General features: G+C 38.9%; 10 protein-coding genes. 2 read left to right on the top strand and 8 right to left on the bottom strand.

Features of this window, described 5'->3' with window-relative positions; translation table 11 throughout:
• Nucleotides 1-53: 53 nt before the first annotated feature.
• The 7 genes from LBYS11_RS07885 to LBYS11_RS07855 form a co-directional block, all read right to left on the bottom strand.
• The gene (locus LBYS11_RS07885) at nt 54-668 is read right to left on the bottom strand and encodes an HD domain-containing protein (RefSeq protein WP_048390115.1); all 615 of its coding nucleotides are present in this window, start codon (nt 666-668) and stop codon (nt 54-56) included.
• A 703-nt stretch (nt 669-1371) separates the two neighbouring features.
• The gene (locus LBYS11_RS07880) at nt 1372-2415 is read right to left on the bottom strand and encodes an S-methyl thiohydantoin desulfurase domain-containing protein (protein ID WP_103117791.1); all 1044 of its coding nucleotides are present in this window, start codon (nt 2413-2415) and stop codon (nt 1372-1374) included.
• Nucleotides 2416-2431: 16 nt separating this feature from the next.
• A complete protein-coding gene (locus LBYS11_RS07875) occupies nt 2432-4006 on the bottom strand; it encodes an OPT/YSL family transporter (protein ID WP_048390111.1) in 1575 nt (524 codons plus the stop codon).
• Nucleotides 4007-4028: 22 nt separating this feature from the next.
• Nucleotides 4029-4781: an IclR family transcriptional regulator gene (locus LBYS11_RS07870; RefSeq protein WP_054550817.1), complete on the bottom strand. Its 753-nt coding sequence runs from the start codon at nt 4779-4781 to the stop codon at nt 4029-4031.
• A gap of 12 nt (nt 4782-4793) precedes the next feature.
• The gene (locus LBYS11_RS07865; protein WP_103117790.1) at nt 4794-6473 is read right to left on the bottom strand and encodes a hydantoinase B/oxoprolinase family protein; all 1680 of its coding nucleotides are present in this window, start codon (nt 6471-6473) and stop codon (nt 4794-4796) included.
• Nucleotides 6474-6476: 3 nt separating this feature from the next.
• Nucleotides 6477-8513, bottom strand: coding sequence for a hydantoinase/oxoprolinase family protein (locus LBYS11_RS07860; RefSeq protein ID WP_103117789.1), 2037 nt, complete (start codon nt 8511-8513; stop codon nt 6477-6479).
• Between the two features lie 450 nt (nt 8514-8963).
• Entirely contained in the window at nt 8964-10643 is a 1680-nt protein-coding gene (locus LBYS11_RS07855) for a formate--tetrahydrofolate ligase (RefSeq protein WP_048390103.1), read from the bottom strand.
• A 213-nt stretch (nt 10644-10856) separates the two neighbouring features.
• Between LBYS11_RS07855 and LBYS11_RS07850 the strand changes: the two genes are divergently transcribed.
• Both LBYS11_RS07850 and LBYS11_RS07845 read left to right on the top strand, forming a co-directional pair.
• Nucleotides 10857-11057: a cold-shock protein gene (locus LBYS11_RS07850; RefSeq protein ID WP_004269397.1), complete on the top strand. Its 201-nt coding sequence runs from the start codon at nt 10857-10859 to the stop codon at nt 11055-11057.
• 145 nt (nt 11058-11202) lie between these two features.
• Nucleotides 11203-11481: an amphi-Trp domain-containing protein gene (locus tag LBYS11_RS07845; RefSeq protein WP_103117788.1), complete on the top strand. Its 279-nt coding sequence runs from the start codon at nt 11203-11205 to the stop codon at nt 11479-11481.
• A 372-nt stretch (nt 11482-11853) separates the two neighbouring features.
• Here LBYS11_RS07845 and LBYS11_RS07840 read toward each other — a convergent pair whose 3' ends face one another.
• The gene (locus LBYS11_RS07840) at nt 11854-12639 is read right to left on the bottom strand and encodes a VOC family protein (RefSeq protein WP_048390099.1); all 786 of its coding nucleotides are present in this window, start codon (nt 12637-12639) and stop codon (nt 11854-11856) included.
• Nucleotides 12640-12700 lie beyond the last annotated feature (61 nt).

Genomic DNA, 12700 nt, shown 5'->3' with positions numbered 1-12700 from the left:
ATGAAGCACAAAAACCGCCCTTCAAATTGAAAAGGCGGTTTTTGTGCTATGTGCTATTGACCGATTTCGTGCTGGAGTTGCTTTAAAAAACTTTCCATAAATTGATGACGTTCAAGTGCCATTTGCTTGCCCTTTTCCGTCACCATTAAATCTTTTAGCAGTAATAATTTCTCATAAAAATGAGTAACAGACGCGGTATTGTTTTGACGATATTCTGACTCTGACATATTTGTGCGTGCTTCTTCTTCCTTATCATAAAGCTTGCGACCTTTTGCGCCACCATAAGCAAATGTTCTGGCAATGCCAATAGCACCAATTGCATCTAAACGATCTGCATCTCGGACGATTTTTGCTTCCAATGATGTTGCTTCTAGCTCATTCCCACCATTAAATGACACTTGAGCAATGCAATCTCGAATATGCCGCTTTTTACCCTCACTAACAGGTAATTCCGCAATAAGCTGTTCTTCCTTTTCCTTGCTATCGGTATACTTTTTGTCACTGACATCATGTAAAAGTACCGCTATTTTCACAACTTCTTCATCTGCTGTTGGCTCGCTATGTAGGATAGCTAATGCATTTTGATAGACACGTTCAATATGTTGAAAATCATGACTAGCATCAAATTGATCATATATTTCACGTACTTTATTCATTAAATGATTCATAGTCTTCACTCATTCCTTTCCTACAAAATTATACTGTATTTTATTACATAAGAGGTAATCTAGAAAAATTAAAAATCAAATCCATTTCAATTGACTAATTTTTCAGAATATTGTATGATAAACGTACAGAACAGCTATTTGTTCTGTACCTCATATTTTTCAGCAATGTACAACAGCTGTGTGTTTAACAGATTTAACATTAACTTCAGCGGGCTTACAATTGAATAACCTGTTTAAAAGATGACGTGCGTATTGAAAACCTATCATCTAAACAAATAAAAGTGAACACTTTCCCTTAGAAATTCTTTGTTTAACCCGCATAGCCAAATGTACATGCCGAAAATGTGAACAACAAGTTAGTTTGTTGCATGACCAAAAGGATTTCGCCAGTTGTAGCAGAAGTGCATTGTTTTTTCATTACTGGTTGTTACCTTCTTCTAGTCAATACCTTGATTATGTATGAACGTAGCTCCTCCCTTTAATGAAAATCGTACACGATAATTGCTTACAGCTTGTGAATACCACGTTCGATGAGTTGTGCAAATCAGTAAGAAATTCATTTAAGCCATCAATGTATGAAGTGAAAAAGGAAGTAGGAACGATTGTGATAAAATGTATTACCATCCCGCTGAAGGACAAATAAAAGCTGCCCATCTTACATTCAAGTAGATGATGGCAGCTTTTACTGTTTTATTTTCTTACTTTATAGAACGCCTTTGATCACTTCATCAATTTCCCGCAATAGTGCTTCGTTTTGCATGGTTGTACTTAATTTTAAGTTAGATTGGTCTACATGAATCACTGCAACATGCATTCCTTCCTCAATACTTGCACTTGGAACTGGCATCATTTTCTCTGTATCGAACGTCATAATGAGGTCTGGGAATTTGGATTGTACCTGCCCTTCCTTCGATAATGTCATATATTCATTCCAGAACGTCAGATGGTAATCACCCACTGATAATTCCCCTACATCGAAGCCATTTTCCTTTGTTAACGAATAATTTGTGACAGCGCCTGATACAATGTGCACGCCATTCAAATACTGCAACACATGGGCTAGCTTTTCTTCAAAGGTTTGCCCATTTAAGAAGCAATAGCCAAGCTCTATAGCCATGGTAATCGCATTTGGTGCGCCATGTTTTTGTAAATAGTCAATCGTCACAGGATTTCGAGTGACCCCGACTAGCCCGCCTGCTAAAATAGAAGCTTGGCGTGCTGTCTTTGCGGTGCTGTGTAAATTCCCTTCCACAAAGCCTTGGACGGCGAAGTCACCTTTTCCTCCTGCATAAAATTGTACGGATTGATATTCTTGTTGTTCATGGAGATTTAAAGAACCCATGATTCCCGTTGGATGTGCTCGTCCATTACAGGGAGCATCCACAACAGGTACATGTAATAAGACTGACTGCAACCAGCCATTGATCGTCGTGATGGCACCATTTTCATTGGTAATGATGCCCTTTAGACGTTGATTGATATAGTTGTTCATACTACGATAGCTCCAACAAAGCTGTTCATTTGAAATATATTGATCGGCCGCTGATGGCGCACCTACCATTGCCACACAGGCAACTAAATCTTCTTGGTCTAATTCGGTAATATCAACCATTTGAGGTTCGCCTACTGCAAAGATTTCCTCCACTAGCTTGAGTCCTTCCTCTAGGAGACCACCGCCGCCTCCGCCAAGGATTGCTCCTCCGTAAACGGCAGCAATCCCATCCTCATACGATAATCCTTTCGCCATTCAGCATGACTCCTTTCTATTTCCCTATTTTTAGAATGGAAGAGAAGAAGCTATATAGCGCATCTCCAGCGATGACACCTGCTGCAAAGACCGTCATTTCAGATTCTCTCTTACCTTTCGTCACATATGTGAAAATAACACGAAGTATGATACCCACTAATACAGCCCAGCCAGCAATTGGATTGACAAGTAATAAACCTGTTGCGAATAAGATACCCATTTGACGTTTTGAACCACCAATTAGCTGAATTAATGCACCTGGAATCGCCCAAATCATTAATTGTTTCGCTACATCGCCTGTAACGCCTGATTGAATTGTTGCTGCATACACATGGTTAACAGGTGCTACTAAATCCTGTGCAAAATAAGATTTATAGGATAGCAATACTACAACTGCGGAAATTGCAAAAGCTAGCATACCAGCAATCAATTGTTGCTTGCGACCTTCTTTTTCTAATGCAACATCACTACCATTACCACGTAAAATGAAACCAGTTTTTAAGTCATAGCCCATATCCGCAAATGCTACCCCTGTAGCAGCACTATACCCTGCTAGTAATGCAAGTGCTGGAGCTGGGAAACCAATTAAAATACCAACAATCAGTGTAATAAATGCCACTGCAAATGCAGGGAACCAACCCGCATGCATCGCTGCGATACCTACAATTAGCTCATGGACAAATGCAGCAATCGTTGCAAAGATGATGAATCCTATTAACATACCGAAAGACATGTGTGAAATAATACCGCCTAAAATAGCGATTAATAGAGCAATGGCTAAATATGCTATAAACCCAACACCAAATGCTTGTCGAATTTCTTTTGCATCTTTTGAATAGCTTAACTCTTCTGACTTTTTAGCCGACTTTTTATTCAATAAGGCAAAAGCTACTTGGAAAAGTGCTACAATCCCAGCACCAATCATAACGCCATGTGGAATATAGTAAGCATTTAAGTCAACATTAAATAATTGAACAGAATAGCCTCTTAATAAAAGCCCAATCCCAAACATCGTCAGTGCCCAAATATTACCGATGAACGCTACCCCAAAAGCTGACATTGGAATTTTCAAAACAGATCCCACGATACCAATTAACACACCACCAATTAATACCTTTGCATTCTTACCGCCTTTATCGCCCGCCTTAATGGCTTCAGCTGTTGCAATCCCTGGTGGCCAAGTACCTGCTGCTGGGAAAATCTTTGTATCGAAAAATTTATATAATAATAAAGCATCAACAAACATCGCTAAAATAACACCGATAAACAATGGTAATACTAAATTTTCATAGCCTAATACATATGGAATACCAATTGGCAACATTAAACTACTTGCTGCACTGAACGTTGCTGCCGAAATGGCAGTTTGAATAATATTTTGTCTGTGTACAGATTTAAAGGCAATTAGCTTGCCAATCGGTATTCTTCCAAGAATCATCGCAAATATTGCCCCAACGATTGATGTATTGGCAGAAATCCCTAAAGTCGTAATTAGCTGTATCCCAATAATTGCCCCCACAACAGATGTTAAGACGATCATTAGTAGAGTTACAGGCTCTAAAGCCCTTGGATGTAATACTTTATTATTCATAGTGTCAGCTCCCCTATTGTTGTTATAATTTTGAAATGTGTGATTGTATTTGCTGAGCTACTTTCACTAACTGTTCAAGCATATTTTTCTCCCTTTGATCATCTAAATCATATACTAACCCAGAAATTGTAAGAGATGCAGTGATTTCCTTTTTATAGTTAAATAACGGTACACTAATGCCAAATGCATGTTCATTATACTCCCCGATGGTAACACACCAGTTGTTTTGGCGAATTTGTTGCAGCTCTTCCTTTAATGACGCTAGGAAAGAAACCTGCTCTTCCTTCGATTGTTCCTCATGAAAGAAGGCCATTAATTCCAGTTGCCTGTCCTCGTCTAAATAAGCAAACATGACCTTACAGGAAGCACCGATGTAAAGGGGTGTCTTTGTTCCTAAAGACACCGCATACTTTACATTTTTATTGCTTTCGGCTATTTTCGTTGTGACACCGTATTCATTGTCCATATAAGTAAGAAATACTGATTCATTGATTTCACTGGCAAGATTTTGCATCAATTCATAAATGGTCGAGTGAGGGTCTTTTGAATTCGATAACACATCATAAAAAAGGTACATTTTATAACCTAATTTATATTTTTTCGTGTGTTCATCCTGTATTAAATAACCCGCTTCTGTAAATGTATTAATGGTTCTTTGCACGACACTTGTCGGCAGTTTCATCATGCGTGAAATTTCACGAACACCTAATGCATTTTCTGTCGTTGCAAAGCATTCTAGTATATCCAATGAGTTTTTTAATGTCTTGACAGTCATCTATTTCTCCCTTTAAGCGTTTTGATAACCGTATCGCTCTTTCGCTACATCTACAGAAATATATTCATTTAATAGATCACGTTCAATGGCCTCTGAGCTTCGTTCGTGTGGAGAACCATAACCACCGCCAGTAGCAGTCACAAGCTCAATACGGTCGCCTTTTTGCAATTCATAATTGGCAAGTACGCCCACTGGTCCAATTTTCGTTCCATCCTTTTTATGAATGATTAAATAGTTGTGAGAGCCTTCTCCACCACCATTTAAGCCGAATGGCGCGAATTGATGTCTACCTAAGTTCACAGAAACCTTTTGACCATCATGATTGACTGTATAAACGCGACGAACACCTAAGCCACCTCTGAATTGACCAGCACCAGCACCGTCACAATTTAAGCTATATTCATCAATTTGAATACCGTATTTTGTTTCTGCAATTTCAACTGGAAGATTATATGTTTCACCATCTCCCATACAGTATTGCCCGCTTTGCCCATCCTCATCATTCGCCGCTCCCCAGCCACCAACAGATGGCTCAACAATTAGGAATGACTCATCATTTTCAGGATTTTTCCCAGTGAGAATAAACGTACAAACAGATTGTAAATGCCCTGCCGATAAGCGTTCTGGTAAATGCGGCGCAAGAGCTTTCCAAATTAGATCAGCTGCCCCAATACGTGCCTCAAAATTCATAGACACGGGATGTGGGCGTTTAGCTGAAACAATCGAATTGTCATCTGTGATAATCGTTAAGCGTTTAAAGACACCTTCGTTAATTACGTCAATATCGCCAAGTAATGCTAGGAACATAACGCGCACACTTGCCATTAAACCAAACTGAGAACAGTTCATTGGCACATTGACTGCAGGATGTGAGCCTCTGAAGTCACAAATAAACGCCTCATCACTAATTGTGACTTTCACTTTTATTGGATAAGGTCCACCCTTTAATGGGTCCCCTTCAATAAAGTCCTCCGCATAAAATTCACCTTTAGGTAGGTGTTGAAGCTCATACTCTACAATTTTCTCACCCTTGTCCAATAATTTTTGAATGGACAATTTCACCGATTCCGCACCAAACTTCTGACAAAGCTCTGCGATCCGTTTTTCACCTGTTTTTAAGGCGGCTACTTGTGCAAACATATCACCGATTGAAAGCTCTGGTAAACGAACATTCGTAGAAATGATTTCATAGACTGCATCGTTTAACTCACCTTGATGATAAAGTTTGACACCTGGTAGCTGTAAACCTTCCTGATAGATTTCATTAGAATTACTTGTAAACGAACCAGGGTCCATGCCCCCTACCTCTGTCCAGTGTGCTTTATTGGCAGAGTACGCAATAATTTCACCGTTGTAGAAAATTGGGAGAACTAAGCCCACATCCGATAAATGCGAGCCACCTCCAACATAAGGGTCATTGATAATAATGACATCACCTTCATGTAGTTTTTTCCCATTATCAAACTTCTCTATTACACGCTGTACCATTGGACTTAACATCCCAATAAAGCTCGTTACACCGTTTCCTTGACTAATTAAATTACCCTTGGCATCTGTTAAACCACAAGCATAGTCTAATACTTCATAGATTACTGGACTCATAGAAGAGCGTGCTAGAGCTATAAACATCTCATCGCCTATAGCTAGCAATGAATCTTGAATAATTTCTACTGCAAAAACATCTTTTTTCATGTTTTATTTCCCCTCCATCTCTACTATCAAATTGCCGTATTTATCAATTTCAATTGATTGATTATTATTGATTACGACCGTAGATGTTGGATTTTCCACAATTGCAGGACCTGTAATGACATAGCCAGGTACTAATTTTTGTTGGTCATAGACATTGACCTCTACCCAACCTGTTCCCTTCACATATAAATTGCGTTGTGCCTTGATACATGTAGAATTGTCGATATGAGAGAAGTCTAGCTCTTTAAATTGAACCGCCTCATCTTTCCCGTAGATTGTAAGATGTAAGTTGACTAACTCAATTGGTGTAGCTGGTAAATCAAAAGAAAACTCTTGTTTATGTTTGATATGGAAGGCTTCTGCTAATGCAAGTAGCCCCTCTTCATCAAGCGTAATAGCTGATGCATTTAATTTAACGGCATGCTCTTGACCTTTGTAGCGTAAATCATAATTAATTTCAAAATAATAATGATCCTTTGATAATGGTGCATCTGCATAGGCATTAGCAATGACTTGATCAATATTTTCTTGAATAGCCGCAAGATGGTCTTTGTCAAAGTTCATTAAACTTGTTTGAATGTAATCTTGTCGATATTCGGTCATCATCATTCCTAATGCTGAGAAGACGGATGAGCCATAAGGAATAATGACTTTTTTCATACCAAGCTCTTCTGCTAAATTAATCGCATGTAGTGGACCACCGCCACCAAATGCCACCATTGTAAAGTCTTCAGGATCATAGCCTTTACGAATAGAGATCAGCTTCAGTGCATTTAACATATTGGAGTTTGCAATATCTAAAATACCCTGTGCTGCTTCTTCTGCTGACACATTAAATGGTTTCGCAATTGCTTCAACAAGAGCCTCCTCCACTTTGTCAATGGATACTGGGTTATCAAAGTTTTCTAAGGATAATCTTCCTAAATAAACATTGGCATCTGTAATTGTTGGCTGTGTATTCCCTAAGCCATATGCTACAGGCCCTGGCTTTGCCCCAGCAGAATCTGGTCCAACCTTTAATGAGCCAAACTGATCTACACGTGCGATAGAGCCACCACCATTTCCGATTTCCACAATATCCACTACAGGTGTTTTAATTGGATAGCCCGCAAATTTTTCATTTCTTTCAATATAGTAATCTGTTGTGACATTGACTTTGCCATCTGTAATAAGCGAACATTTTGCTGTCGTCCCACCAACATCAAAAGCTATGATATTCGATTCATTTAAAAGTTGGCCTAATTTAGCTGCCCCAAACATCCCTGCTACAGGTCCAGATTCAACGAGGTTGATTGGTAGCTCCATTGCTTTATCAAAGCTTGTAGTCCCGCCATTCGATTGCATAATTTTTAAATGGTCTGTAATGCCAATTGTGCTTAATTTCTCTTTTAGACTTTTTAAGTAGGCATGTGCAATTGGCTTTACATAAGAATTAAGGACTGTTGTGTTTGTTCTTTCATACTCACGGTATTCTTTAATCGTTTCACTTGAAAGTGTGATATATACTTCCGGCCAAATTTTTAAAATGGCTTCTTTTAACTGTTGTTCATGAATTGGATTTTTATAGCCGTGTATTAAGGAAATGGCAATCGCCTCAACACCTAACTCCTTAAATTTATAAACGATCTCGTCAACTTCCTCGGTATTAAGCGCTTTCATAATATTTCCTTTAAAATCAATTCGCTCATCAATTTCTTGACGTAAATAACGCTCTACAAATGGTTCTGGCTTTTTATATTTAAAGTTATATAAGTCTGGCCGATTTCCACGAGCAATTTCTATAACATCACGGAAACCCTTTGTTGTAATTAACCCAACTACGCCCCCTTTTCTTTCCGTTAATGTATTGATGATAACCGTCGATCCGTGAATAAATGATTCAATGAAAGAATCTTCCGTTACATGTCGTCCTAATACATTTAATATGCCATCCTCAAAGTGACCAGGTGTCGTATGTCCCTTATCAAAATGAAGATTTCCTTTTTCATCTGTGAAAACTAGGTCAGTAAAAGTACCGCCAATATCTGTTGCGATTTTCAAGACTTCATCCCTCCGTGTTCCTATTATCGGTACAGTGTTCCGAATTAGAATTAAATAAATTATATTTAAAAGAAAAAGAAAATTCAATGTATTTTTTAAATAAAAATTCATTTGACAATTGTCCTTCGTTGTAAAAACCCGCTCTATCTTTCCAATATCAGAGAACTATTAATAAAAAATACCAAACACATTTATATAAGGAAAGTTCTCGTGATTTTTGTGCAACATAAAAAAGATCCTAGTTTTCACTAGAATCTTAAAATCGTTTTAAAAAAATTAATTTTTATGAATTTTTACTCAAGAGGTGGATGAAGGAATCATCCGAAATTTTACTTTTATACCATATTTGCATTGTAGATAGACGATGAATTGGGTCACCTCCTACGAACCATGTTTACCCATTATCAATAAAAAAGCTGCCCATTTAAGTAGGCAGCTTTTAATATTCTGTTAAAACAATCCTACCGCATGTCCTTCGTTATCGACATTCATGCGTAGCGCAGCTGGTGCTTTTGGAAGTCCTGGCATTGTCATAATATCGCCAGTTAGACAAACTAAGAAGCCTGCACCAAGCTTTGGAATAACTTCGCGAATTGTGATGGTAAAGCCTTCTGGACGACCAAGTAAACTTGGTTGGTCTGATAAAGAATACTGGGTTTTCGCCATACAAATTGGAAGGGAGTCCCAACCAAATTTTTCGATTTGGGCAATTTGTTTTTTGGCTTGGTCTGTAAATTGTACATCTTTCCCGCCATATACCTTTTGCACAATCGTACGTACCTTTTCTTCAATTGACTCTGTTACATCATATAAAGGAGAGAAGTTGTTTTCTTCCTCTAGCACAGCTAGTACTTGCTCAGCTAAGGCTAGACCACCTTTACCGCCCTCTTCCCAGACATTCGTACGAGCAATGCGAACATGATTTTCTTGACACCAGTTCAGAACGGCTTCTAGCTCAGCCTCTGTGTCCGTGATAAAACGATTTAAGGCAATAATTGGTTCAACGCCAAATGTACGAACTGTATCTACATGTTTAGCTAAGTTTTCAATTCCTTGTAGGAGTGCTTCCACATTTTCACCTACAAGCGCTGTTTTCGGTACACCACCATGCATTTTTAATGCACGAATTGTCGCTACAATGACAACTGCGCTTGGTTTAAAGCCTCCCTTACGAGCTTTAATGTTCATGAATTTTTCAGCACCTAAATCAGAGCCGAAGCCCGCTTCTGTCACCACAATATCAGCTAGCTTACGAGCGGTTTGTGTCGCCATAATAGAATTACAGCCGTGGGCAATATTCGCAAATGGACCACCATGGATAATAGCAGGTGTTCCCTCTAATGTTTGAACTAGGTTTGGCTTAAAGGCATCTTTTAATAATAGTGTTAAGGCACCCTCTACCTGTAAATCACGCACAAAGACAGGCTCACGCTCGAAAGTATAGCCAATCACAATACTAGCGATGCGCTCACGTAAATCCTCAATGCTTGTGGCTAAACAGAATACTGCCATAATTTCAGAGGCAACCGTAATATCAAAGCCATCCTCACGCGGCATGCCTTGAACAGGACCACCTAATCCCACCACTACCTTACGAAGGGCACGATCATTTAAGTCCATGACACGCTTCCAAATAATGCGTCGTGGATCAATGTTAAGTGTATTACCTTGGTGGATATGATTATCAATAAATGCGGATAAAGCATTGTTAGCTGTTGTAATCGCATGAAGGTCGCCAGTAAAATGTAAATTAATATCCTCCATTGGTATAACTTGTGCGTAACCTCCGCCAGTTGCGCCACCTTTTACGCCCATAACTGGACCTAATGATGGTTCACGTAATGCGACCATCACCTTCTTATCTAATTGATGAAGGGCATCTGCTAGTCCAACAGTCACAGTCGACTTTCCTTCACCAGCTGGGGTTGGACTTATAGCTGATACTAATACTACCTTTGCATCCTCGCCCTGAGCAGTAATTTTTAATGGGTCGATCTTTGCTTTGTAGCGTCCATACTGCTCAAGAGCATCCTCTGGAATACCCGCAGCATTGGCAATTTCCGTAATAGGTTTGATCACTGCTTGACTAGCGATTTCTAAATCTGATAATGGTTGATTTTTCGTTGTCATTTGGCATCCTACTTTCTATGTTGTTCATTTCCATTATAGTCTTAATTGTGAAAAAAAAGAAAGCCAGATATGCAAGCATTTCGTCAATCAATTGACTTATTTGTTCAATTCCTGTATGTTCTAAGAGAAAATGCAATTTTTTCACATTTTCTCAATGAGTGCACCATTTATTTAACTTTATTTTACATTCAAGCGCATTGGAGGCGAATGCTTATGCAACAGGGGATCGTAAAGTGGTTCAATAATGAAAAAGGTTATGGCTTTATTGAATGTGATGATGGCGAAGATGTATTTGTTCATTTTACGGGCATCCAGGAGGAAGGCTTCCGTACACTTGAAGAAGGTCAAAAGGTTTCATTTGATGTTGTGGAAGGCAATCGTGGACCCCAAGCATCAAATGTTGTAAAACTATAAGCGTAATGGGACTATCCGTGTAGTTCCAGATTAGCAGCGGATTAGGAAATGCATCGTTTCCTTCATCCGCTTTTTGTATTGTTTTATAAGCTGAATGCCCCCTCCATGTTATAATAGAAGTAACAAGACGTAAGGAGGGATTTCGATGCAAAAACAAAATAAACCCATGACTGAAGTTATTTTGAAGCATAAAGAACGACAAAGTGTAGCAGAATTTGCAGCAACACTGGAAACGTTTGCAAAAAAGCTTAAAGAAAATGGTGAATTCACTTTTGTTCAAGACACAGAGCCAACAGTTGTCAGCCCAAGTGAACAGCTCAAAATCGAATACTCCTATACAAAAAAGGGCGACAAGCATTCATTTGAAATTGAATTTGATTGGTATACAGGTACAGAAACACCGAGAAAAATGACAATTGAATAATAATTGGCAACGAAAATCCACTTCTCTGATGAAGTGGATTTTTCCATATTGTTGAATTAAAGATCATGTCACTAGCTAAAACTTTCTAGCAAGGTGAGGAGGTGATTTCGCTCCAGGGTCTCCTCTGTAACGCTAAATCCACAGGAAAGCAAGTAGCCAGCATCAGAAATTCTATTGATGGTTTTGTTTTTCAATACTTATGTAAAAAGGCGGAAGCAAAAGTGTTTCAGCCCATAAAAATACCGAGCTATCCACTAAAACGCTTACGAAGTGTTTCGGAATAGTTCGGTTTTTCTAGTTATCATGTTTGTTAATTTAAAGATTATTCAGCTTTATGAAGGTCCCAGTTAGTTATGGCCCAGCCTTTTCTCATTATCGATTTATCCAATAAAAAGCACCAGGGCAAACTAAAGTTTCCTTTGTTCGTTTAGGATCCTTTAATGTCACACCAAATGGTCCCTCTTTGACATGACCAAGTGTCATTGTCATCGCGCTCTCTTCCTCATAGAAATCTAAGCGCATATTCGGTAGCTGTAGTGACAAATACTGCTCATATTGCGTAGGCACTGGTAGCTGTAACACCTCTTGCCACAGCTTAACTGTTGCCTGCATGTCCTTGACGTAGAATTGGACGGATTCCATCGTTATAGCCTGTTTGACATCAATGGCACCACTTGCCTTTAATTGAACCAAACGCTCTTCATCTTCCTCCGCCCATTCAATCAAAAATGGAAAATCAATTGGCAGATCTGGCTTACCAAAATGCAGTAGCTTCCATTCTACCACAGTGCCATCTGGTCTTGTTCTGCTACATGCATCTGGTCCATATACTTCATAGCCCAATGCTCGCAAGCGTCGACCCTCTTCCTCAATATTTTTTGTGCGCAGAGCAATTCGAGAAAATCCCTGGCGCTCTTGATCACGTTTAAACGTATAATGTAGGGAATATGGGTATTGTGCCGCTTGCTCAAATAAATCACGATCATAGATAGCAATTTGTTCAATATAGCTTAAGCCAAAGTAGCTTAACGTATTATAAGTCCCCCACATCGTGTGCTGCCCACCATTCACTGTATGGACATTTCGTTTATTGAAGAAAACCTTTATATTTTCTGGTGATTCCACTTGATGAACCAAATGATCAAAATATAAAGTCATGGCCATTCCCCTTTCTTTCCCCATTACCTTTACCTGTATGTTTGATTAGTTTAAAATTTAC

Origin of the sequence: Lysinibacillus sp. YS11, from assembly GCF_002896375.1 — a bacterium.
Classification (GTDB): Bacteria; Bacillota; Bacilli; order Bacillales_A; family Planococcaceae; genus Lysinibacillus; species Lysinibacillus capsici.
This window is presented reverse-complemented; position numbering and strand designations above follow the sequence as displayed.

Excerpts from the sequence above, each read along its gene's own strand:
- LBYS11_RS07865 (WP_103117790.1), bottom strand. The coding sequence starts at position 6,473 with ATGAAAAAAGATGTTTTTGCAGTAGAAATTATTCAAGATTCATTGCTA.
- LBYS11_RS07875 (WP_048390111.1), bottom strand. The coding sequence starts at position 4,006 with ATGAATAATAAAGTATTACATCCAAGGGCTTTAGAGCCTGTAACTCTA.
- LBYS11_RS07850 (WP_004269397.1), top strand. The coding sequence starts at position 10,857 with ATGCAACAGGGGATCGTAAAGTGGTTCAATAATGAAAAAGGTTATGGC.
- LBYS11_RS07855 (WP_048390103.1), bottom strand. The coding sequence starts at position 10,643 with ATGACAACGAAAAATCAACCATTATCAGATTTAGAAATCGCTAGTCAA.
- LBYS11_RS07845 (WP_103117788.1), top strand. The coding sequence starts at position 11,203 with ATGCAAAAACAAAATAAACCCATGACTGAAGTTATTTTGAAGCATAAA.
- LBYS11_RS07885 (WP_048390115.1), bottom strand. The coding sequence starts at position 668 with ATGAATCATTTAATGAATAAAGTACGTGAAATATATGATCAATTTGAT.
- LBYS11_RS07840 (WP_048390099.1), bottom strand. The coding sequence starts at position 12,639 with ATGACTTTATATTTTGATCATTTGGTTCATCAAGTGGAATCACCAGAA.
- LBYS11_RS07870 (WP_054550817.1), bottom strand. The coding sequence starts at position 4,781 with ATGACTGTCAAGACATTAAAAAACTCATTGGATATACTAGAATGCTTT.
- LBYS11_RS07880 (WP_103117791.1), bottom strand. The coding sequence starts at position 2,415 with ATGGCGAAAGGATTATCGTATGAGGATGGGATTGCTGCCGTTTACGGA.